18 protein-coding genes are annotated in these 22,989 nt (G+C 37.1%); 10 read left to right on the top strand and 8 right to left on the bottom strand.

The genetic code is table 11. The features are described from left to right. Window positions 1–54: 54 nt before the first annotated feature. Complete coding sequence (locus tag AXA65_RS06955) at window positions 55–405, top strand: hypothetical protein (RefSeq protein ID WP_063969402.1); 351 nt, start codon at window positions 55–57, stop codon at window positions 403–405. Window positions 406–433: 28 nt separating this feature from the next. After that, window positions 434–1,378 carry a transposase gene (locus AXA65_RS06960; protein WP_063969403.1) on the top strand — a complete coding sequence of 315 codons (945 nt, stop codon included), beginning with the start codon at window positions 434–436 and terminating at the stop codon, window positions 1,376–1,378. Between the two features lie 230 nt (window positions 1,379–1,608). Here AXA65_RS06960 and purF read toward each other — a convergent pair whose 3' ends face one another. The 4 genes from purF to AXA65_RS06980 all read right to left on the bottom strand — a co-directional run bounded on the left by purF (window position 1,609) and on the right by AXA65_RS06980 (window position 7,965). After that, entirely contained in the window at window positions 1,609–3,132 is a 1,524-nt protein-coding gene (gene purF, locus AXA65_RS06965; RefSeq protein WP_063969404.1) for an amidophosphoribosyltransferase, read from the bottom strand. A gap of 16 nt (window positions 3,133–3,148) precedes the next feature. Next, window positions 3,149–3,871: a phosphoribosylaminoimidazolesuccinocarboxamide synthase gene (gene purC / locus AXA65_RS06970; protein ID WP_063969427.1), complete on the bottom strand. Its 723-nt coding sequence runs from the start codon at window positions 3,869–3,871 to the stop codon at window positions 3,149–3,151. Window positions 3,872–4,066: 195 nt separating this feature from the next. Then, the gene (locus AXA65_RS06975; protein ID WP_063969405.1) at window positions 4,067–5,923 is read right to left on the bottom strand and encodes an endonuclease; all 1,857 of its coding nucleotides are present in this window, start codon (window positions 5,921–5,923) and stop codon (window positions 4,067–4,069) included. Window positions 5,924–6,078: 155 nt separating this feature from the next. Continuing rightward, window positions 6,079–7,965 carry a DUF349 domain-containing protein gene (locus AXA65_RS06980; RefSeq protein ID WP_063969406.1) on the bottom strand — a complete coding sequence of 629 codons (1,887 nt, stop codon included), beginning with the start codon at window positions 7,963–7,965 and terminating at the stop codon, window positions 6,079–6,081. A 222-nt stretch (window positions 7,966–8,187) separates the two neighbouring features. Here AXA65_RS06980 and queA point away from each other — a divergent pair, with 222 nt between their 5' ends. After that, complete coding sequence (gene queA, locus AXA65_RS06985) at window positions 8,188–9,237, top strand: tRNA preQ1(34) S-adenosylmethionine ribosyltransferase-isomerase QueA (RefSeq protein WP_063969407.1); 1,050 nt, start codon at window positions 8,188–8,190, stop codon at window positions 9,235–9,237. 81 nt (window positions 9,238–9,318) lie between these two features. Continuing rightward, entirely contained in the window at window positions 9,319–10,179 is an 861-nt protein-coding gene (locus AXA65_RS06990) for a hypothetical protein (RefSeq protein ID WP_063969408.1), read from the top strand. A gap of 1 nt (window position 10,180) precedes the next feature. Here AXA65_RS06990 and AXA65_RS06995 read toward each other — a convergent pair whose 3' ends face one another. Both AXA65_RS06995 and AXA65_RS07000 read right to left on the bottom strand, forming a co-directional pair. Next, window positions 10,181–10,711 carry a GNAT family N-acetyltransferase gene (locus tag AXA65_RS06995; protein ID WP_063969409.1) on the bottom strand — a complete coding sequence of 177 codons (531 nt, stop codon included), beginning with the start codon at window positions 10,709–10,711 and terminating at the stop codon, window positions 10,181–10,183. A gap of 9 nt (window positions 10,712–10,720) precedes the next feature. Next, entirely contained in the window at window positions 10,721–14,398 is a 3,678-nt protein-coding gene (locus tag AXA65_RS07000; RefSeq protein ID WP_063969410.1) for a metallophosphoesterase, read from the bottom strand. A gap of 356 nt (window positions 14,399–14,754) precedes the next feature. On the opposite strand from AXA65_RS07000, the gene AXA65_RS07005 reads away from it, so the two are divergent. Together AXA65_RS07005 and AXA65_RS07010 are read left to right on the top strand one after the other, a co-directional pair. Beyond that, window positions 14,755–15,957, top strand: a complete 1,203-nt coding sequence (locus AXA65_RS07005) for a Pycsar system effector family protein (RefSeq protein ID WP_063969411.1) — start codon at window positions 14,755–14,757, stop codon at window positions 15,955–15,957. An 8-nt stretch (window positions 15,958–15,965) separates the two neighbouring features. Next, window positions 15,966–16,427 carry a hypothetical protein gene (locus AXA65_RS07010; protein ID WP_063969412.1) on the top strand — a complete coding sequence of 154 codons (462 nt, stop codon included), beginning with the start codon at window positions 15,966–15,968 and terminating at the stop codon, window positions 16,425–16,427. Window positions 16,428–16,432: 5 nt separating this feature from the next. On the opposite strand, the gene AXA65_RS07015 is transcribed toward AXA65_RS07010, so the two are convergent. Next, entirely contained in the window at window positions 16,433–18,763 is a 2,331-nt protein-coding gene (locus AXA65_RS07015) for a hypothetical protein (protein ID WP_063969413.1), read from the bottom strand. 250 nt (window positions 18,764–19,013) lie between these two features. On the opposite strand from AXA65_RS07015, the gene rlmN reads away from it, so the two are divergent. The 4 genes from rlmN to AXA65_RS07035 all read left to right on the top strand — a co-directional run bounded on the left by rlmN (window position 19,014) and on the right by AXA65_RS07035 (window position 22,670). Beyond that, complete coding sequence (gene rlmN, locus AXA65_RS07020) at window positions 19,014–20,048, top strand: 23S rRNA (adenine(2503)-C(2))-methyltransferase RlmN (protein WP_063969414.1); 1,035 nt, start codon at window positions 19,014–19,016, stop codon at window positions 20,046–20,048. A 66-nt stretch (window positions 20,049–20,114) separates the two neighbouring features. Further along, the gene (locus AXA65_RS07025; protein ID WP_063969415.1) at window positions 20,115–20,627 is read left to right on the top strand and encodes a 5' nucleotidase, NT5C type; all 513 of its coding nucleotides are present in this window, start codon (window positions 20,115–20,117) and stop codon (window positions 20,625–20,627) included. A gap of 9 nt (window positions 20,628–20,636) precedes the next feature. Then, on the top strand, window positions 20,637–21,518 hold the full coding sequence (locus AXA65_RS07030; protein WP_063969416.1) for a hypothetical protein: 882 nt from the start codon (window positions 20,637–20,639) through the stop codon (window positions 21,516–21,518). A 174-nt stretch (window positions 21,519–21,692) separates the two neighbouring features. Then, window positions 21,693–22,670, top strand: a complete 978-nt coding sequence (locus tag AXA65_RS07035; RefSeq protein WP_063969417.1) for a polyprenyl synthetase family protein — start codon at window positions 21,693–21,695, stop codon at window positions 22,668–22,670. A gap of 20 nt (window positions 22,671–22,690) precedes the next feature. On the opposite strand, the gene AXA65_RS20445 is transcribed toward AXA65_RS07035, so the two are convergent. Beyond that, entirely contained in the window at window positions 22,691–22,984 is a 294-nt protein-coding gene (locus AXA65_RS20445) for a winged helix-turn-helix domain-containing protein (protein WP_317040336.1), read from the bottom strand. Between the last annotated feature and the right edge of the window lie 5 nt (window positions 22,985–22,989).

Below are 22,989 nucleotides of genomic sequence, written 5' to 3' on the forward strand. Positions count from 1 at the left end.
GGATCAAGATCAAAACCTGGGGAGTAATAGCAAAAATTGATACTTTTGTAGAGGATGAAAACAGAAGACCTACTCAAGCTATTATTACCTGAATACTTAATTGAATACTTTGATGTTGTAAAATTTGAAGATATTGAAGGCTTGCTTCACCTTTATTTTGAAGAGAAAAATACAATTCCCAAAGAATTTTCAGTTTTACAGCTTCAATCTAAAGGCTTTCATGAAGAGATTACGGTTGATGACTTTCCGCTTCGTGGAAAAGCCGTACAGCTGCACATCAAACGCAGAAGATGGACTGATTTGAAGTCAGGCAAAATTCTACAAAGAGATTGGAATCTTATCGCCAAAGGAACCCGAATGACGCAGGATTTTGCATCATTCTTAAAAAAAATCAGCCGATACTAAAGCGCTTCCTTTAGAAACTATCGGAGAGATGTACGGTGTTAAGGGGGAAAAATTCCAAAGACAGTATAAGAAATCGCTCAGTGGATTTAAAGACTGGTATCAAAAACAACACGCCGAAGACTGGATTCTATATCCTGAAAATCTCTCAGAACACCTTTCTTTAGACGAAGTAGCCTTATCTCAGGGAGAACTTTACACCGTAATTACTTCCAAACAAGCCAAGGGTAAAAAAGGAAGTATTGTTGCCATTATCAAAGGAACTAAAAGCGAAGAAACGATCGATAAACTACTTAAAATCAATCGAAAATTAAGACTGAAAGTAAAAGAGGTCACCTTAGATATGGCAGGTTCTATGAAACTCGTTGCCAAAAGATGCTTTTCCAATGCGGTACAGGTTGTGGATAGATTCCATGTCCAGAAGCTTGCCGCAGAAGCTGTTCAAGAAATTAGAGTAAAACACCGTTGGGAAGCGATTGATTCAGAAAATGAAATCCTAAAACAAGCTAAAGAAAAGAAAGCAAAACCGGAAATCCAAGTTTTCAGCAATGGCGACACCCGAAAGCAACTCTTGGCAAGAAGCCGTTATTTACTTTACAAAAGCAGAGAAAAATGGACGGAAAGCCAAGGTGAGAGAGCTGAAATTCTGTTTAATGAATATCCAGATTTGGAAAAAGCTTACAATTTATCCGATAAACTAAGGAAAATTTATAATCAGAACACATTAAAATCTGTAGCAATGCTCAAACTTGCCCATTGGTTTAAAGATGTGGAAGAATCAGGTTTTAAATCCTTTTCAACACTTAAAAATACGATTACAAACCATTATAATGACATCCTGAATTATTTTGAAAGAAGAAGTACCAATGCATCTGCAGAATCGTTTAACTCGAAAATAAAGAACTTTAGATTACAACTTCGGGGCGTAAAAGACAAAGCATTTTTCCTTTTTAGATTATCCAAACTTTTCGCCTAGTCCCCAGGTTTTGATCTTGATCCAAAAAAACCGCCAACACAAAAGAACTTGCGTTGGCGGTTTTAATATTTTGACAAACATCAAAATGAATGTCATAACTTCAATTTTATATACAAATCCGCAGCCCGACTTGAGTGGAAATCCTTTTTTGCTTTTGCTTAAGTTCTATTTAAACTGAAATCGTCTGCAAAAAAGATTGGGAACGGAAGGCGGATAAAGCTGCCCAAATTTTAATCACCCTGGTCTACAAATGCTAACTCGTCTGGGTTTTTCACTGGATATTTTTCCGTAAAACATCCGAAACAGTGATCTGGCGAGCCTAAAATGCTAACCAAATTATCAACGCTTAGAAATTCCAAACTGTCAACATCCAGATATTTTCTGAGTTCTTCCTTGTTCATATTGGCAGAGATCAGATCGTCCTTGGTTGGCGTATCAATCCCTAAGAAACACGGCGCAATTATTGGCGGAGACACACTTCTGAAGTGGATTTCCTTCACACCTGCGTTTTTAAGAATCTTGACCAAACGTTTTGAAGTCGTTCCTCTCACGATGGAATCATCGATAATCACCACTCTTTTGCCTTTGATCTCAGAAACAATCGGATTCAGTTTTAGATTGACCAAATGCTCTCTCATTTCCTGCGAAGGAATAATGAACGAACGTCCAATATATCTGTTCTTGATCAAAACCGGTCTGAACGGAATGCCTGAAGCCTTGGAAAAACCAATCGCAGCTGGAACACCGGAATCTGGAACACCAATCACGATATCTGCATCCACAGGCGCTTGTTCCCAAATTTTCATTCCGGATTTTTCACGCACTTCGTGAACGTTGATGCCTTCCAAAGTAGAATCTGGTCTTGCAAAATAAATATACTCGAAAGCACAGATCCTATTGACACAATCGTCCTTGACAATGTAAGACTGCAAACCTTTCTCATTGTCGCTGGTGTAGATAATCTCGCCTGGCAAAACATCGCGCACATATTGTGCTCCTACTCCATCCAAAGCACAACTTTCTGAAGCTACAACAAATGTATTCTCATCAATCGCACCTAAAACCAAAGGTCTGATCCCATTGAAATCTCGGAAGGCGAAAAATTTGTTTCTCGTAAGTCCAACTACAGAATAAGCGCCTTCTATCTTTTCCATCGTCGCTTTGATTGCGCCACGAAGTCCAAGGTCTAGGTTTTTCTGAATTAATCTCAAAATAACCTCGGTATCAGAGGTTGCACGGAAAACCACGCCTTCATCTTCCAATTCTTTTCTGAGTTGCTTTGCATTGGTCAAATTCCCGTTGTGAGCAATCGAAAGGATGATCTGGTCATATTCATTCTTTGCAAAGAACGGTTGAAAGTTATATTTCTTTTTGTCTCCTGCAGTCGTATATCTGGTGTGACCGATAACGGTGCTTCCCATATATTGCTGAGGATCTTCTATCGATTTGAAAACGTCCAAAACCAGACCTTCATCTTTTACAGAAAGGATCTTCCCATTGTTCCCAACAGCTATTCCACAAGCTTCCTGACCACGATGCTGTAAGGCAAAAAGTCCAAACTGCGAAAGTGAAAATGTATCCTGATTTTCTGTTGAATGCAATCCAAAAACGCCACATTCCTCTTCCATTTTATCAAAAGGATAGTGAGCTTCCTTTTCTTCTTTGGAAAGATGTTTGGTTTCTTCGAATTCCTGATAGCGGTTTTGGAAAGCATATTTCGGTAATGTGCTATATTCTTGAAATTCTAAATCCATTTTTATGGTTTTTGGATTATTTAGCTAAAGCGGTTTGTAGTCTGTCGTAGATCTCAACGTAAGCTTCTGTGATCTCGCCAAGATCTCTTCTGAATCTATCCTTATCCAGCTTTTTCATTGTGTCTTTGTCCCAAAGTCTGCAAGTATCGGGAGAGATCTCATCCGCTAAAACAATTTTACCGTCTGAAGTTTTCCCTAATTCGATCTTGAAATCTACAAGGATCACATTGGCCTTGTCAAAAAGATCGATCAAAAGTTGGTTGATCTTATCTGTCAAAGCGTACATCTCATTCAATTCTTCATAAGTTGCTGCGCCAAGGAAAACAGCGTGATGATCGTTGATCAAAGGATCTCCCAGATCATCTCTTTTGTAGCAAAGATCAAAAATAGTTACAGGGGATTTCAATCCTTCTTCCACGCCCAATCTTTGAGCCATACTTCCTGCCACGTAGTTACGAACGACCATTTCCAAAGGAATGATGTCCACCTTTTTTACCAGCTGCTCTCTGTCATCCAGTTTTGCGATGAAATGCGTTGGAATTCCTTTTTCTGCAAGATATCCGAAAATAAGTGTAGAAATTGCATTGTTCAGTTCGCCTTTTCTATCGAACTGTCCACGTTTTTGTGCATTGAAGGCTGTAGCATCATCTTTGTAACGTACAACAACTTCGTCAGGCTTGTCTGTAGCAAAAACCTGTTTAGCCTTACCTTCGTAAAGCATTTCTTTCTTTTGACTCATAATGACTTTCATTTTTTCAAACAGAATTCGCTTTCACTACGATTTCCGTTCAAACTTTTTTTACTGATTAGATTTACGCACAAATTTACGAATTTTTTACATAAAATTAATACCACAGGATAAGAAGGTCATCAAATAAAAAAAAGCCAATTTTCAAAGGCTTTTTTTTATTTGATAGTGTGAGGAAATATGATTTTATCTTTTGATGAATTTCATTGACTTTCCATCGATATTTAAAATGTAAGTATTTGGAAGCAATGCGTTAACGTTGACCGATCTTTGATTTACAAACGGATCCTTAATCTCTTTTATCAATTTTCCAGACAGGTCATAGATCTTGGCCGACTTAGCTTTACGCAAATCTCCAGTAATATTAAGAACATCCGCTACAGGATTAGGATAGATATGAAAGTCCGTAGTTTTGTTTGCGATGTCATCAGCTGCTAAACTTCCCAAATTCAAGCAGTAATCTGATGCATAGCTCGTCCATTCATTAATATCAAAAGTCGCTGTCGGATTGGTCACGTTGGAATTTCTGTAAAGTGACCTGTTGCCATTTGTATTATCGATCCCTTTTGTTCCAATTGCATCTACAGTTCCGGTTTTGTAAGATAGGTCTACATAATTGTTGCCCTCAAAAGTGAGAGCAGGTCCAGCGATCACGAACTTCGCATTGGCAACATCGAAACAGCTGAAATTGGCATTAGGATTGATGACCACAAAACTTTGGTTGTTCTCGATATCACCTTCCAATTCAAAAGGTTCTCCGAAGTAATATGCCGTTCCCTTGTACTGAATGTACATTTTGTAACCATTCAAATTGACCTTGTGACCTGTTCTATTGGCAATCTCAAAAGCTTTGTTCTTTCCGCTTCCTTCAAGATATTTTACGATTTGAAGGTCTTTTGCAAATACATCCGTCGCCAAAGTTGTGACATTCAATATATTGCTTTGAGGACTTTCCAGATAGGCATTATCGTAAGCTTTTACTGTAAAATTGTAACTCGTTCCTGGAGTCAGGTGGTCGATAGCAACAGAATTGGTTTTAGTGTTCGCCACCAAGACATTATCCTGGTAGATCCTGTAGCCGATCACATCTGATTCTGAATTTGCCTGCCAAGTAAGGTTGACAAAATAAGCAGAATTCCTTTCCAACAAAAGTGAAGGTGCTGCGGGCGCCACATTATCTGAAGTCTGATCCCAAATTGCACTCACCCATTCCGGATGATCGACGAAGGGATTTCTATTTTTCTGAACGTTGAAAACCGAATTATTTCTATCAATTTCTCTTTGTGAAACAGGATCTTGCTGATGCCAATTGAGAAGCATGGTGATATACCAGTTCTCGTAAGCTTTCTCTTCGGTCCCGTCCAAAGGATTCTGGTCTTTCGTTGGATCATTTGCGTTGGTGCTGAAATTAAAACTTCCTAATTTCCCCTCGTATCTCACTGCGAAATATAAAAGAGACCTCGCAACATCACCTTTGAACTCATCCACTGGTTCATAGACCCTTCCTGTGTAAGTTGCATTCGGTGTTCCGTTGGAAGCTTGTTTTGACCCGTTGGTAAAATTGTAATAAACGGTCGAACCTGCTTTTCCATAAGGATAATTACTCCTCAACTGGTTGATCCTCGCATCTGTAGGAATTACGAAAAACAGGTCTGAATACATCGGATATGCACTGTTAAAAGAGCTTTGTGGCATCATGTGCTCACGATTCCAGCCCAAACCTTCTGCATTTGCACTTCCAATGATGTTGCTTAGTGTATAATGATAGGCAGTTGTCCCTGTCGGATTATTAGAATAAATATCCAGCAAATATGCTGTATTATCAGCCCCATAATCGTAATACTTATCAATATCTGTTTGCCCATAAATAGTCTTCAGATCATCATAATGAAAACTGTAAACTTTATTCGAAATGATGTCGTGAAGCTTAGTTTTCAATGCATAACCTGAAAGGTTTTCTGTCCCAGAGTAATATTCTATAGGCGCTTGAGCAAGGCCTAAAATTGGGAAAAGAGATATTATAAACAAGTATTTTTTCAACATAAAGTAGTTTTAATAACGGGTCATAAAAATATCATTTTTTTACAAGATTTAATTTATTTTTTTGAATTTGAATATTAATAATGATTTACATTCAGCAAATAAATAAAAAAATCCCCTGTAAAAGGGGATTTGTATTTTAATAACAAGTTAGATTATTATTCTCCAGCAATAATATTATGAAGAGAAAGTTTCAGACTTTCCAACTGTTCTTTTTTGCTGTCCAATTTATCGTAAGTATCTTTCAACAAAGGATTATCGCGTGTTGCCGTACCAAAGAATGACAAGTTATTCTCAAGCTGGACAATCTCTGATTCTAAGTCAGCCACTTGATTTTTGATTTTTCTCGCTTTGTCTGTCAATTGGTTTTCAGAAAGATTTTCCTCTTTTAGATCGAATTCATTGATCTTGTTGAGTTTTAGTTTTTCTCTCAGCGTTTTATTGAATTCTGTATTGATGGACAATTTATCTTTAGGAACTTTTCCAATCGCGTTCCAGGCATTTTTGATATTCTCGATTTTCTCCACAGAACCTTCTTCATCCGTCAATGCTTTGAGGTCTTCAAGTAATGCTCTTTTGCTTTTGTAATTCTCTTTCCAGTTGTCGCCTGTTGCATTATTCTTCTCTCTGTAATTTTTAAAGAAGGTATTGCAAGCGTCACGGAACTCATCCCAAACTTTATTTGCCTGGCTTCTAGGAACGTGACCGATGGTTTTCCAGTCTTCCTGAAGTTTCTTGAAAAGCGGGACTACGATATCCCAATCTTCAGAATTCATATTGTCCTGAGCGGTTTTTATCAGGCCTTGTTTTGCTTCAAGATTGTGAATTTGAGAGCCTTTCAAGTTTTTATAGAAATCATTTTTTCCAGTATTGAATTCTCTCAAAACGACTTTGAAGTCTGTCCAGTTTTGATTGGAAACTTTCTTAGGAACCGGCCCCAATTTCAGGAATTCGGTACGAAGGTCTTCTACTCTTTTTATCGCCTGCTGCCAATAAGTATGATTGATAGATTCTGGCTTTGCAAGCGTTTTCAGTTCTTCGATGATCTTGGTTTTCTTCTCAAGATTTTCCAATTGCTCAGATTCGATCACTGCGATCAACTCAGATTTTCTTTCGTGGATCTTGTTGGAAACTTCTTTGAACTCTTCCCAAGTCTTCTCACGGAATTCCTCTGCAACAGGTTCAGCTTCTTCTTTCCAAAGCTTGTGAAGATATTGCAATTCATTCAAGGCTTTCTGAACTACTTTTTCGTCAAGCAATTCTTTGGCTCTTGAGATGATGTGTTGTCTTTTTTCAAGATTGTGGGCAAATTCCTGATGAAGGAATTCTTTGTTCAGATCCAACATCTCATTGAACATTTTCAGATGGTGGAAATAATTGTTATTAAGATTTTTGAATTCGGATTTTGCCACTTGTCCTGCATTTCCCCAAGCTTCTTTGATCTCTCTTATCGATTTGAAAAGATTGACGCCCGGTTCGGAATTAGAATAGAGGTTTTTAAGTCTTTCGATAATTCCTAATCTTTCGTCCAGGTTTTTTTGATGGTCTGCTTCCTGAGATTTATGGAATTTGTCCTGTTTTTCCCGGAAGATGTTGACCAGTGCAGACAGTTTTGAAGCTTGCGGATGATGGAACTCAAAATGTTCTTCTGCATTGCCTTGCTCCAAGAATTCGTGCTTTTTGTCTTCGATTTCGTCTGCCACTTTGTGATTGGCGTGATCTCTCAGTGCATTGAATTTTTTCGAAAACGAATGCGCATCGTCTTTGTTGACAATTGTTTCCATTTCGTCCAAAGTTTCCTTCAAAGAAAGGTTGGAATAATTTTCTTCTGCAATCTCGATTTCCTGACGTTCAGCTTCGGGTTCCGTTTCAGTTTCGGTTTTTTCCTCTGCAGGAACTTCTTCCACAGATTCAGATTCCACAGCTTCTGGTTTTTCATTTTTCGAAACTTCTTCTGGCGTCACTTCTTCTACTGATTGATTTTCAGCAGACTCGACTTCAGAATTTGGTTTTTCGATTTCAGGATTTTCGTTTTCAATACTCATAACAAAGCGAATTAATTGGCGATAACAACTTTTAAATGCACTAAATTAAATGTTTTTTGTAGAAAACACCAAATAACATTACTAATTTTCCAAAAAAATATTAAATAATTCATAATGTCGTCAATTTGATTTTCGAAAAGTCAGTTTTACTTGACAAAGGCTTTCTAATGTTGTATCTTTGCCATTCCAATAAATTTTAATACAATAAAATCCGTAAATTTTATGAAGACATCCGATTTTAATTTTGACCTTCCAGAAGAATTACTAGCTGAACATCCATCAGAAAACCGTGACGAGGCTAGATTGATGGTTCTTGACAGAAAAACTGAAACCATCGAACATAAACTGTTCAAAGATGTGATCGACTATTTCGACGAGAAAGATCTTTTCATTTTCAATAACACCAAAGTTTTCCCAGCAAGATTATTCGGTAACAAAGAAAAAACTGGCGCTAAGATCGAAGTTTTCTTATTAAGAGAATTGGACCGTGAAACGCGCGTTTGGGATGTTTTGGTAGATCCAGCTAGAAAGATCAGAATTGGTAATAAATTATTCTTTACTGAGGACGAATCTCTAGTTGCTGAAGTTATCGACAACACGACATCAAGAGGAAGAACACTTAGATTCTTGTTCGATGGTTCTTACGAAGAATTCCGTGCAAAACTGACAGAACTTGGTGAAACACCACTTCCAAAATATATCAAAAGAGAAGTTGAACCAGAAGATGCTGAAAGATATCAGACGATCTATGCAAAAGTAGAAGGTGCTGTTGCCGCTCCGACTGCCGGTCTGCATTTCTCAAAACATTTGATGAAAAGATTGGAGATCAAAGGTGTTGATTTTGCTGAGATCACGCTTCACGTTGGTTTAGGAACTTTCAACCCAATTGAAGTTGAAGATCTTTCCAAACACAAAATGGAATCTGAAGAAGCCATCATCGATGAGAAAAATGCAGAGATCATCAACAGAGCTGTTGAGGAAGGACGCAGAGTTTGTGCCGTTGGGACAACTACGATGAGAGCTTTGGAAACTTCTGTTTCTTCTAATAAAAAGATCTCGGCTTACAGAGGCTGGACCAACAAGTTCATCTATCCGCCACACGATTTTGGTGTTGCAAATGCGATGATCACCAACTTCCACACGCCAAAATCTACATTGATCATGATGATCGCTGCTTTTGCGAACAAAGATTTCATCATGAGAGCTTACGAGGAAGCAATCAAAGAAAAATACAAATTCTATTCTTACGGAGACGCGATGCTGATCCTTTAAGAATCTCAATTTTAAAATACAAATGCGCAGCTTTTTGGTTGCGCATTTTTTTATGTCTTTTATTTTATTTAATTTCATCATATGAAAATATTTTCCTTCTTAGCATTATTATCGATCACGTTTTCCTGTTCTCAGACTCAGGAAAATTTTTCTACGATTGTCCCTTTACCGAAAAAAATAAAAGAAGCATCCGCTGCACAAATCTCCAAAGTATCACCATTGATCTGGACAATCGAGGACAGTCATAACAAGAATGTTCTTTTCGGATTTAATGAAAAAGGAGAATTGATAAAGGAAATCACCATTACCAATGTTGAAAATAACGATTGGGAAGATCTGACCTCTGACGACGAAGGGAATCTATACATCGGAGATTTTGGGAATAACGATAACGACCGTCAAGATCTTGACATCTATAAAATAAATGCAGCAGATCTCAATAAGGATGAAGCTAAAGCACAGTTCATCGTTCAATTCTACTATCCTGAGCAAACGGAATTTCCACCGAAGAAAAAGGACAGGATCTTTGATGTAGAATCATTCTTTATCTTTAAAAATAAATTCTATCTGTTCACAAAAAATAGAAGTTCAAAATTTGATGGTACAACAGTTCTTTACGAAGTTGAAAATAATCCGCTTCAGAAATTGCCAGCTAAAAAACTAGGTAGTTTTGTGACTTGCGACCAGTTCAATCATTGTGCGGTAACAAGCGCTGACATCAGTCCAGATAAGGACAAAGTTGCAATTTTAAGTTCCGATAAAGTTTGGATCTTCACCAATTGGAAAGGCGATAATTTCTTCTCAGGAGATGTGGAAAAAATTGAGCTGAATCACCACACACAGAAGGAAGGCCTTTGTTTCAAAGATGAAAACACGATTCTAATGACAGATGAAGGCGATAAGAAAATTACGGGGAATCTTTATCAGTTAAAGTTGAAATAAATTATTTCGTAAAAGAATAAAGCAACATATCCGTAAGAACTTCCTGTCTTTTTCTGTAGTCATTTCTCAACAAACCTTCCAACTCAAAACCACAAAATTCCGCCACTTTTTTGCTGGCAATATTGTCAGGTGCAATTTTCATAAAGATTCGAAACATTTCTTTTTCCTTGATACAGAAATCGCGGAAGGCCTTCAGAGCTTCGTAAGAATATTTTTGACCCGAAAAATCACTGAAAATAAAATAGGCCAACTCTCCTTTCGGAATGGTCCAATCAATCTCTCGGACAGAAATATGACCAATCAATTCATCCGATTCTTTAAGGAAAATTCCGAAATAAAAACCCTCATTATTCTGAAAACTTTCGATTTTATTCTTGAAGTAACGTTCGGTTTCTTCATGAGTTTTGGTAACACTTAAAGTTCTTGAAAAATAATCTTCGAGGTAAGTTTGATCTTTCTGAAATTTGATATAAAATTCCTCTGCAAAATCCAGAGCGTAAGGTTTCAGAATAAGACGTTCGGTTTCTATCATCACATTAATTTAAAAAGTTCCGCCAATTCCAACTACCAATCTTCCACCATCGGACGATGTAAAATAAGAGAAGTTTGCAGAAATTGCATCTACTGCATTTAACCAAAATCCACCGCCGTAAGAGTTGTGCCATTTTTTGGAATGTTCATTCGGAACCCAAACTCTACCAACATCAAACCCGCCAAAAAATCCATACGTCAAAGGTAAGATCGAGTTCTTGACCTTCCCAACTTCATATCTCAGATCGGAACTTTGATAGAAGGAATTCTTCCCATAAAAACGGTTGAATCGGAAGCCACGCAGATCTGTATTTCCGCCTAAAGTTGACATTTGATAAAACTCGTAATCGTTTCCTAGAAGCCATTTTGCTTTTGCATAAGACGACAAGACCAATTTTTGATCTTGCGTCAAATAATGCAAAAATCCAAGTCCTGTTTCTACAGATGTAAACTGCCTATCTGTATTTTGAAGATTGATATTGTAAACTGCTCGGACATCGAATTTCATTCCCAACTTAGGATTCGCTTTGTTGTCATAATTTTCATAAACAAAGGAAACATCGGCACCTCCAAATTGTTTGGATTTGAAAACATCCTCGTTCACAATGCCTGGCAAGGAAATATAACGACCGGCCGTTTTAGCGACCTCAAGAATCTCATATTTCAACTTTGCGGAGAAGGTTGCTGCATTTTTGTTCCAGTTGATGGACGGAGAAAACGCAAATTCACGCGCTCTTACATTATTGAATCGATCTCCAAATTCTTCTTTCGGATTAATGGTCTCGTTTCCGATTCCGTAGAAATTCCGAATGTAGTGCGAACTTGTAACTCTCGTATCCAAACCATAGGACCAACCGCCTGTCAAAGTAGGAAACAAACCTTGGTAAGCCAACTCGTAACCTTCTGTCCCCGTGAAATAATTGGCCAGAAAATGGTGTTTTTGCGAATATGGCTTTTTGATGAAATCATTTACTGTGTAATCCGCATTGAAACCAATTGCCAACGCATCATCCGGATTGAAATTGAAATTGAGATAGGTTGTGAAAACATTGTACTTCGGATTTTGGTAATTGTATTGGTTGATGTCATAGTCATCCGTCAATTTGATTCTAGCATTGCCTTTATTCTCAAAATCATTTTTCTTGCTTTTGTAGTCATAGATCTTCACCTTTTTGGAATTGGAAACCGAATATTTGTCATTGTCCAAACCGCCTAAAAGTTCAATTCTAATGCTTGTTTTGTTGTTTCCTTGCACTACATATTCATCATCATCATCCAGGCCATAAAGCAAGATCTCTCTGGTAACTTCTCCCGGATATATTTTGGATGAAGCCAATTCTTCGCCGGATTTTTTTAATCGGTAAATATTGACCTGAGTTTCGTTGTTTGGTAATCTGACGACAACAAATCTGTCTTTTTTATCGGTTCCGGTCAGTATCACTTTTTCCTGTAAGATCCTGTAATATTCTGAAGCATATTTCTGCAAGTCACTTTTCCTGGTCATTAATTTTTGGATCAGATCTTCTGAAACTTTGTCCTGAATCTCTTTTGGTAAATTTTTAAAGGCTGACCGAATATCATTCTCTGTCAAATTATTCTGAATGAATTCTGCTTCTTTCAACCAATCCCTCTGGATTGAATTTTTAGCAAAAACGAGATCCAAAGGATACGGCTCGCGATTGAACCATTTCACGCTTTCAATTTCACTATCGAAAGTCTGCATATGTTTCAGCTCAGGAAATTCCATCAAGATTCCAGTTATAAAGCCGTCATATTTTGCAAACGCCTGATCTCTGTCTTTCGGAATTGGACTGTAGATCATATTTCCATTTTCCTTGCTCTCTTCAAATTTCCATTGGTCATGATGTCTGTCCCAATCGCCGATCAGCATATCGAACAAACGGGCTTTGATCCATGCTTTTTCATCGATCCTATATTTTTCGTCTTTGGCAAGATTTAGGATCACTTCGTCTGTTCCTACGACTTTATTTGGATTTTCCTCCGTTTCAATTGGTCTGTCTTCCAGATAATACAATTCGTCCCCAAAAGTATCATTGAAGTTCTTCAAAGTTTTCTGTTTTGGAATGTAAAAAAGCTGTGGCGTTGTGTGGCGAATTCCCAGTTTATCTGACATATCGCCGATGACCAAAGGCGTGTAAGGATGTGAGGTCGTGTAGAAATCCAAAAGGAATTTGTCCGCATAACTTCCTGAAAAATCATCGATCACATATTGACTTTTGAAGGCAACAGCCTGCAAAAATCGCACACCACTTTTTTTAAGTGCGCGAATTACATATTCGTTTCCACTTTTAGTTTCCAATCGCAATGATTTGGTTTGATGACCACCTCCTGCTCTATCCGTTTTTACGCCACCAAAAAGTGTATCCAAGGCCAGATTCTTTACATTGATCTTCTTGGAGTAATATTCTCTGTAATGTTTCCCCCAAAGGAATTCGTAAAACTTGTTTTTCTTGGTCATCGCAGAATCGTAGATCGATGATTCTGAATATTCTGGGAAATTCTTAGGAAAATTTTTTGAAATCTTTTCTTCTTTTCCTAAAATTGTTTTTCTAAATAACAATTCGGATCTTTTGGAATCAAGGTTATAAAAACTGACTTCAGCATTTCCTGATTTTGAAATTTTCAGTTCAGCGTAACCATTTTTGCCGAAAGAAAAATCATTGCGTCCAATCGCTTTTGCGGCTTCGGTTTTGGAGCCTGCTCCGCTTATGATCTGGCGAATATCATTTTGTTCGATGTACTGCAAATTGTGGTCGTGACCAGAAACCACCACTACATTTTTCCGTCCGCTGATCAAAGTTTTGATTCTGTCAGCCAAATTTTTGTAATTCTGATTGGAAATATCCTGATGCGTGATTCCACCAGTTGCTCTCGTCAAATTGATGATCGAACCTAAAACTGGCAATGGAAATTTGTTCTCCAAAGGGAAAATCTGTTTCTCCCAAGAGTAATTCCCACCGTGAGAACCGTGGGTAATCAATGGATGATGCGTGGCAACCACAATTGTTTTGTTCTGATTTTTGTTGAGCTGGTCCTCAAATTCTGTGTAAAAATCTTCCCGGGTTTTGAGGGCACATTTTTCGTTGATGCCTGGATTTTTGCTCCAGTCTGCCAAAACCCATTCCGTATCGATCAAGATCAAGGTCAGTTTTTTGTTGATCTTTCGAGTTTCGATTGGGCAACCATTTCTAGGTGAAAATGCTGATTTATCTTTCAGTTTTTCTGTAACATAATCTTCTTCTCTTTTCAGACCTTTGATACCGTTGTTGTACCAATCGTGGTTTCCGGGAATGAATATCGTTTTGCCTGAGAAATTATTGGCCAAAGAAATTTGATTGTCAAGTTTTTTTTCTGCCAAGTTTCTATTTTGATCATCTTTTTTTGGCATCCCGACTGGATAGATATTATCGCCAAGGAAAAGAAGTGTGCTATTTTGTGGTGCTTTGGAAAGTGAATCTTTCAGAACATTCATATTCTGAAAAGCTTCGTCCTGGTCTAGATTTCCGGCATCGCCAACCAAATAGAAGGTGTGAATGATGCTGTCTTTTATACTGGAATTCTTTTCGAAATTTTTGACATTTTTCCCATAATCCGCACTTTGGACTGCGCAGGAAATAATGGTGATAGAGATTAGAATTAAAAGGTAGAAATGATATATTTTTTTCATATTTTTTTGATTGATGGAAAAACTTCAATGCCAGGTGATCATGTTCAGCTTTGCGAAGCGCAGCCCGACTTATCTCCTTTTTATTATCTTTTTATTTGAATCGATGAACCACTTCGTTAGGTTTGAGCGGAAATCCTTTTTTGCGTGGTCATCGCGTTCTAATTGAACTGAAAACATGAGCAAAAAAGATTGACTTCGTCGAACCACTTCGTTAGGTTTGTGAGCGGAAGGCGGATTAAGCTGCCATAAAATTATTCAATATAATCTTAATTAAATATCAAACTATAACAATATTTAACAAAATTAAAATTAGTAAGCTGTCAATACTTTCTTAAATTTGTTTTCAAATTGCATTTATGGATATTTTGAAAATCTCGGAAGATCACGTTAAAAATTTATTCAAAGATAGGTTATCTTCTGTTTATACATATCATAATCTTGACCACACGATACAGGTTGTAGATAAAATAAAGATCCTTGCAAAAGAAGAAAACGTGAGTCTCGAGGACACGGAAGACCTGCTTTTGGCAGGCTGGTTCCACGATCTGGGATATATCGACGACAGCGAAAATCATGAGGAAGAAAGCCGAAAAATGGCTGAGGAATTCCTGAGAAAACATCAATATGATGAAGCCAGAATTGCGAAGATCGGGAAACTGATATTAGCTACTGATAAATTCTACAAACCTACTGATCATCTGGAAAACATCATCAAGGATGCGGATCTTTATCATTTGGCGTCAGACGATTATTTCAACGTTTGTGAAAATCTGAGACTAGAAATCAAAGAAGTGCATCATCAGAAATTCAGTAAGTTGCAATGGGCAGAATTGAATACGGCTTTTTTCGCAAAACATCAGTTCTACACCAAATTTGCCAGAGAAAATTGGCAACCAATAAAGGAAAAAAACACAGAGAAAATCTTTGCTAAAATCAAAGATCTGAAAGAAGATAAAAAGGAAAAATCCAGTCAGGATAAGGATAAGGCGCTCCTTAACAAGAAAAAATTAGAAAAACTGGAATCGCCGGAACGTGGTATAGAAACAATGTTCCGTGTAACGCTGAACAACCACACCAAACTGAGCCAGATCGCTGATAGCAAAGCGAATATCTTGCTTTCTGTCAACGCGATCATCATTTCTGTTGCATTGTCTACGTTGATCCCGAAATTGGATGCGCCAAGCAATTCACATTTGATCGTTCCGACTTTTGTAATGATCATGTCGAGCGTGGCGTGTATCATTTTGGCGATCATGTCCACAAGACCGAAAGTGTCCAGTGGAACATTTACCAGAAAAGAAATTGAGGAGAAAAAAGTGAATCTCCTTTTCTTCGGAAACTTCTACAAAATGCCGATGGAAGAATATCTCTGGGCGATGAAGGAAATGATGGCCGACAGACAATATCTTTACGACACGATGATCAAAGACCTTTATTACCTTGGAATTGTCTTGAACAGAAAATATAAATTATTGAGGTTAACTTACACAGTTTTCACGATTGGAATTATTGTTTCTGTGGTGGCATTTGTGGTGGCATTTAGGCATGTGACGGTTTAGAATCAGATATGAAAGAATTAATTCAATCTATTAATCAGATTATAAAATATGCTTTAAAATCAAATATTGCAGAACTTGAGAAAGAGCAAAATCTAGAAAAGAATTTGATTATCATTTATAAATTGTATTTTGAATTTGAATATAATTTTGATGAAGTCAAGTATTCAGAATTCGACATTACAAAGTTTTTAAATATAGAAGATAATATCAAATCAAATTTTCCAGCAATTGGGTTTTACAATACATTTATTGATTTGACAAAAGTGCCGACAACTGAAAGTAACTGCGCATTAGGAGATGCATTTGATGATTTATTTGATATAATAAAAGACTTACTAGAGATAAAATGGCGACTCGAAAATAATAGTTATGATGATGGAATATGGTATTTTAAATTTATTTTTAAAAGTCATACAAAACAACATATTCTCGGTTTATTACATTATTTAAATGAAACCAAAAGTTATTAGTCCTTTCAAACCACTTTCACAAACTCATAATCAACTTCCGTCGCCTTATAATTTACAGCAACTCGCAAAGCTTTCAAACCATTGATTCCCTGAAGGTCTTCTACTTCCAATTCCTCAATATGAGATTCTAAGATATTCTGATCTTGTAGAATTTTTATCAATTTGATGTAATCTTGTCTTTCTTTTTCCTGAGAGAAAATAATGCTGATCTTTCCAGGCTGCGTAATTCTTTCAGTTGAATTTTTGATTGTTGATTTGTCGATGCGTTTTTTGATCATTTCGTACCGCGCATTGTAGCTTCCATCTACGTCAAAACGCTTTTCATCCATCCGGAATCTGATGCTGATCGGCGTACTGTAAACCAAGATCAAAGAAGAAACATCCAAAGAAAATTCCAGATTTTTTCGGAATTGATTGTACTGTAATTCACTTTCGCAAAGAACACGCAATTGCCACAATCTCAAGTTTTTCAAAAATACCGGATCGTAAGTCAAATCAGGTGCAATAGATGACCCGATGTACATATTATGCTCTACGCCATCCGTTTTGAATCGCTCATAATAGAACGGAAAACGCAATTGCTGCTCTTCCTGTCTTTTGTCCAGAATATCAGCCAGATTTTTATTGATGGAGGACAGACTCTCATCAAATTTTCTGCGGAAATCATAAACCATATTGGTTCTCGGATCCAACTTTTTGAAGTAATCTGTGACCAATTGATTATACTCGATATTTTGAAGTTTTAACGACTCAAACAAAGGATGGATCTCCGAAAGTATAAAGGTCTGAACCATATTTTCTGTGTCCGCTTTGATATCCGTTTGAAGTAATTCTCGATAATAATTCAGTTTATTATCAAAGACATCCAACTCATTTTCTGAAGCGAATTTTGAAAGTAATTCCGAGATCAATTCCAACTGAATTTCCAGATCTTGTTTGATGACGAGATTTCTGGAAACCGAAGAATTACGAACATCTGTCTGCCCGAAAAGTGGCGTCAATTCCTGAAAACTGATATTCCTGTAAGGCAGATCAAATTCTGCATTATAAAATCCAATATGACGCTCCGCCTCTTGTCGGAACTTCCAATAAACACTTGGATGTATCGAGGTATATTCACGCTGAATAATGGCTTGGATTCTCGTTTCAATACCCGTGTAGAGCCTGTCCATCGTATCTACCAAGTAAGGCATTACGATTTCCATTTTGTTCGCATTGATACTGTTCAGTAATTTCTTTTTGGAAACCAATTCTACAATTCCAAGGATTTTTTTTTCCTTGATGATTGGTGCAAAAATGGCACTTTTGATTCCGGCTTCGTACAATTGTTTTGCCATTTGGCTCTCAGGATATTCCTGAAAACTAATGTCCACATCAGAAACGCTGAAGTATTTTTTAGAATCTACCAACGTGTTGAAATTCTTTTCGCAAAGCATTTCATTCTTACAATCTCTAGGATCGGATGTCAAGATAAAACTGTCCATGATCCCATTGATCGGACTTCTTACAAATTTGTTATCCTCATGATTGATTGCCGTGTAACCCACTTCCAGATCGGCAACCTGAAAGATGGAGCGGAAAATAGTATTGAGTTCGGCTTTCAGATTTTTATCATCTTCAATATTGATGAGTTTGCTTTTCAGATTTGAGATGGCACTTTCAGTAGTTGCATCGAAGAAGCTGATGACCGCAAAACCTTTCAGCTCCCAACTTTCTGCAGGAAATTTCTTTTTCCAAAGTTCGTGGTCTTCAAAATTATCAAGCAATTCTGAGATCTCATCTTCCGATAATCTGTTAAAATTCTCCCTTGGATTGACCTCGATAAAATCTACATTATTAAGGAAACGATAATGGTTTACGATGCCTTCTTCATTCGGAATATCGAAGATAAATGGCATTGCAAAATTGAGCTGCACATTGTAATAATCCCTCAAAACAATACAGCAACACATCACATAAAAACGATGCGGATCCATATCCTTGATCAGCATATCAAAATTTTCTCCTGCTTTTTTGATGATCGTTTGAAACCGTTCTGTAGGATTGAAAAAGAAATTATAAAAAGGAAAACCGATGGCCTTGATCTCATTTTTCGTGAGCATTGGCGGGAAAAGATCCTTCAGAAGGTCTTTCATCAATACTTCATTTTTCACGAAGAAGTCAAGGTCGGCAATGCCGTCTTTCAGTTCGGGAAAGTCTTTTATTCTTTCCAAAATATTTTTGTGAGAAACTGCATAATCAGCATTTTGAAAAGCTTCCGATTCCATTTTTTGGATCAGTTTTTCAAAGGATAATTTCAGTTTAAAGGGGCTTTCGTAAACGGCTTGGAATTCCATGAGGGTAAAAATCAATGCAAATGTAAGAATTAGGAATATATTAATAAAGTCGATTCAAAATTCAAAATACTTTAATTCAATTTAACAGTACAACAATCTAAAAGTGTAACAATTTAATAATGAATCGAATAGTTAATATTAAATATTATAAAAGTAACGTGATTACAAATTATCATATTTATCTATTGTTACATTGTTATATTTTTGAATTGGTACATTATCCCGTATCTTTGCAAAAAATTTCAGAACATTGAAGGACATCAGAACACTTAACCTAGATCAGATCAAAGACTATTTCGGTACGATTGGCGAAAAACCTTTCCGTGCCAAGCAAGTTTATGATTGGCTTTGGAGCAAGAATATGCATTCCTTTGATGAGATGACGAATCTTTCTAAGGAACTAAGAGAAAATCTGACCCGTGATTTTTTCATCAATCCGATCTCTGTCGACCTGTTACAAAAATCCACAGACGGAACTATCAAAAATGGCGTAAAGCTTCATGATGGATTGATGGTAGAATCTGTTCTAATTCCGACAGAATCCAGAAGCACAGCCTGCGTTTCCTCACAAGTTGGCTGTTCATTGAATTGTGAATTTTGCGCAACGGCGAAACTTAAGAGAATGCGAAATCTGGAAGTTGCAGAAATCGTAGATCAGGTTGCATTAATTGATCGACAAAGTAAAGAATATTTCGACAGACCACTCACGAACATTGTGTTTATGGGAATGGGCGAACCGATGATGAATTACAAAAACGTTGTCGAAGCCATTCACAAGATCACAAAACCAGAAGGATTGGGAATGTCGCCAAGAAGAATCACCGTTTCCACATCCGGAATTCCGAAGATGATAAAAATGCTGGCCGATGAAGAGATCAAAGTAAAATTAGCTTTGTCTTTACACTCTGCAATCGAGCACAAAAGAAATGACATTATGCCATTTTCCGAGAAATTTCCTTTGACAGACATTATGGATTCTTTGCAATATTGGTATCAGAAAACTGGCTCTCCTATTACTTTCGAGTATTGCGTTTGGAAAGGCATCAACGATGGCGATGAAGATATCAAAGCTTTGATCAGATATTGCCGACAAGTTCCCAGTAAAGTCAATTTGATCCAGTACAATCCAATTGGTGAAGGTAAATTTGACCACAGAAGTGTTGCAGCAGAAGAAAAATACGTCCGTGAACTGGAAAAAGCAGGCATCACTATTATGGTGAGAAAAAGCCGTGGTGGCGATATTGATGCAGCTTGTGGACAATTGGCGAATAAATCTGCGGAATAATTTTCTTTAACAATCTTTTAATCCATTAAGTTTTTCCTTCCAAAGATCAATTCATAATTTTACACTATGAAGACGATTTTAGTAGATATGGACGGCGTTCTTGCCAACACAAACCAACATTTCATCGATTACGAATACAAACGAAACGGAAACCAAATTCTTTGGGAAAACATTTCCGGACTATTGGAAGAAGTTGCTTTCCCCAATTTCTTAGAAGATGTGAATTCCAAAGGTTTTTTCAGAACCGTTCCAGTGACAGAAAACGCTGTGAAAGCTTTGAAATATTTGAATGAAAAATACAATGTTTTAATTGTTTCTTCTGCGACAGAATTCCCAAACAGTCTTACGGAAAAAGCAGAATGGTTGGGCGAGCACTTCCCTTTTATCAGCTGGAAACAAATGATCTTCTGTGGACGAAAAGACTTTATCATCGGTGATATTATGATTGACGACCACCCTAAAAACCTGAATTTATTTCCTGGTCAAAGAATTATTTTTCCTCAACCTCACAACGCAAATGCAGTCGTAGAAAATTCCATGAGAGTTTCCGGCTGGGATGATATTATGAATATTCTGTAAGTTCGCGATATGAAAAAACAGATTCTATTTTTATTCGTTTTTCTTTTTACTTTACAAGTTTCTGCGCAGAAAACTCAACGATTAAATCTTAAAAAATATAAGATCGCAGTCATGAGCGATTCTTTGAGAGAAAGTTCTGGCTTGACGAATCTGGACGGAAGATTGTTCTCCTTCAATGACAGCGGAAATACAAGTGAAATCTTCGAGATAAAACCAGGAAGTTCATTCATCGAAAAGACTTTTCAAACTGGTCTCACAAATCTCGATTGGGAAGCAATCACGAATGATGGCAAGAGTTTCTACATCGGAGAATTTGGGAATAATCTAGGAACGAGGAAAGATCTAAAAGTTTATCAAGTTCCTTTTAAGAATGATTCTCTGATTGCAGATTCGATAAAAATAATTCCGTTTCATTATCCCGAACAAATTGATTTTACACCAAAAAATATCAGTAATAATTTTGATGCAGAAGCAATGATTTCCCTAGATGGAAACATTCATCTTTTTACGAAAGAATGGGTGACCAATACCGTTTCGCATTATTTGATTGATAAAAATCTGACGGAAAATCAGCCAGCACAGAAATTGGAAAGTTTTGATACGGGATTTGTGGTAACGGATGCTTCTGTTTTTGACAACAAACTGTACGTTGTTGGTTACACGAAAAAAGCGAACGTCTTTCTGATGGTTTTTGAGAAAGATGAAAATGGCAATCTTTTCTTTAACAAACCCTTAAAAAAGTTTGCTTTGGGAAGAGCTTTCAACATTGGACAAATTGAAGGAATTACTGCGACTGAAAAAGGAATCTATATTTCCGGCGAAAGATTCAATATAAAAATCAAAAAAGTGCCTCAAAGTCTTTATTTTATTCCTTTTAAAGATCTAGAATAATTATATTTGTAGAATAGTTTTTTGGGTGAATCGATAGACCAATCGTCAACATAGCCCCGATTGCAGTGGAAATCCTTTTTTGCAAAAAAAGATTGCAACGGAAAGCGGGTTGGACAAGTGAATAGAAATACCAAACGTCTTGCTCCAAAAAAACATAATCTCTAAAGGCAAAAAGTGGCAAATACTGTAGAATTAATCAAGGCTCCGATCGCTGATGAAATGAAACTTTTCGAGCAAAAGTTTTACGAATCTATGAAAAGTAATGTTGCTCTGCTGGATAAAGTTACGCGCTTCATCGTGACCACAAAAGGGAAACAGATGCGCCCAATGTTTGTATTTCTCTGCGCAAAACTAGTCGGAAATGTGAACGAAAAAACCTTCCGTGGCGCAAGTATGATCGAGCTGATCCACACGGCGACCTTGGTGCACGATGATGTTGTGGATGAGAGTTTCAAACGTCGCAATTTCTTTTCTATCAATGCACTTTGGAAGAATAAAATTGCGGTTTTGGTCGGCGATTATTTGCTTTCAAAATCGGTTTTGCTTTCTACGGACAACAAAGATTACGACCTTTTGGCTGTGATCGCAAGGACGATCCGGGAAATGTCTGAAGGCGAATTGCTTCAACTTGAAAAAGCGCGAAAACTGGATATTACGGAGGATGTTTATTATGAGATCATCCGTCAGAAAACTGCAACTCTGATTGCGGCGTGTTGTGAAGTTGGCGTTCTTTCCAACAATGTGGACGAAGCGACTGCGAAAAAAATGCAGGAATTCGGGACCTACACAGGAATGGCTTTTCAGATCAAGGATGACCTTTTTGATTATCAAACCAGCAATATCATTGGGAAACCAGTTGGAATTGACATCAAGGAACAGAAGATGACTTTGCCATTGATCTATACTTTGAAGAATGCAAGTCCTGAGAACTACAAAAAATATTTCGCAACGATAAAGCGTTATAATAACGATTCCAAAAAAGTGCGTGAATTGGTGGAATTCGTAAAGTCTTCCGGCGGAATGGATTATGCGATCCAAACGATGAAGGATTACCAACAGAAAGCATTGGCCATCTTAGCAGAATTCCCTGATAACGAAGCGAAGGAATCTTTAAAACTGATGCTGGATTACGTGATCAGCAGAAAATTGTAAAATTTTTCAGTAAGCCGAAACTACTCTGGAAACTCCACTTTGAATCCTATTCCACGAACGGACTCGAATCTGATCCTGTGATCTTTTTGCAAATATTTCCTAAGCCTTGTCATGAAAACATCTAGACTTCTGCCAAAAAAATAATCATTTTCGCCCCAGAGATTTTCCAGAATTTCTTTTCTGTTGATGATGTTTTGATTGTTTCTGGAAAGCAAAAGCAAGAGTTCTGATTCTTTTTCCGTGAGTTGAAAATTTTCTATTCCAAAACTTAATTTGAACTGCGACGGGAAGAATGAATAATTTCCAATTTTCACAATAT

Origin of the sequence: Chryseobacterium sp. FP211-J200, from assembly GCF_001643375.1 — a bacterium.
Classification (GTDB): domain Bacteria; phylum Bacteroidota; class Bacteroidia; order Flavobacteriales; family Weeksellaceae; genus Epilithonimonas; species Epilithonimonas ginsengisoli.

Coding starts and splice junctions, on each gene's coding strand:
- AXA65_RS06955 (WP_063969402.1), top strand. CDS start 55: ATGAAAACAGAAGACCTACTCAAGCTATTATTACCTGAATACTTAATT.
- AXA65_RS06960 (WP_063969403.1), top strand. CDS start 434: ATGTACGGTGTTAAGGGGGAAAAATTCCAAAGACAGTATAAGAAATCG.
- purF (WP_063969404.1), bottom strand. CDS start 3,132: ATGGATTTAGAATTTCAAGAATATAGCACATTACCGAAATATGCTTTC.
- purC (WP_063969427.1), bottom strand. CDS start 3,871: ATGAGTCAAAAGAAAGAAATGCTTTACGAAGGTAAGGCTAAACAGGTT.
- AXA65_RS06975 (WP_063969405.1), bottom strand. CDS start 5,923: ATGTTGAAAAAATACTTGTTTATAATATCTCTTTTCCCAATTTTAGGC.
- AXA65_RS06980 (WP_063969406.1), bottom strand. CDS start 7,965: ATGAGTATTGAAAACGAAAATCCTGAAATCGAAAAACCAAATTCTGAA.
- queA (WP_063969407.1), top strand. CDS start 8,188: ATGAAGACATCCGATTTTAATTTTGACCTTCCAGAAGAATTACTAGCT.
- AXA65_RS06990 (WP_063969408.1), top strand. CDS start 9,319: ATGAAAATATTTTCCTTCTTAGCATTATTATCGATCACGTTTTCCTGT.
- AXA65_RS06995 (WP_063969409.1), bottom strand. CDS start 10,711: ATGATAGAAACCGAACGTCTTATTCTGAAACCTTACGCTCTGGATTTT.
- AXA65_RS07000 (WP_063969410.1), bottom strand. CDS start 14,398: ATGAAAAAAATATATCATTTCTACCTTTTAATTCTAATCTCTATCACC.
- AXA65_RS07005 (WP_063969411.1), top strand. CDS start 14,755: ATGGATATTTTGAAAATCTCGGAAGATCACGTTAAAAATTTATTCAAA.
- AXA65_RS07010 (WP_063969412.1), top strand. CDS start 15,966: ATGAAAGAATTAATTCAATCTATTAATCAGATTATAAAATATGCTTTA.
- AXA65_RS07015 (WP_063969413.1), bottom strand. CDS start 18,763: ATGGAATTCCAAGCCGTTTACGAAAGCCCCTTTAAACTGAAATTATCC.
- AXA65_RS07025 (WP_063969415.1), top strand. CDS start 20,115: ATGAAGACGATTTTAGTAGATATGGACGGCGTTCTTGCCAACACAAAC.
- AXA65_RS07030 (WP_063969416.1), top strand. CDS start 20,637: ATGAAAAAACAGATTCTATTTTTATTCGTTTTTCTTTTTACTTTACAA.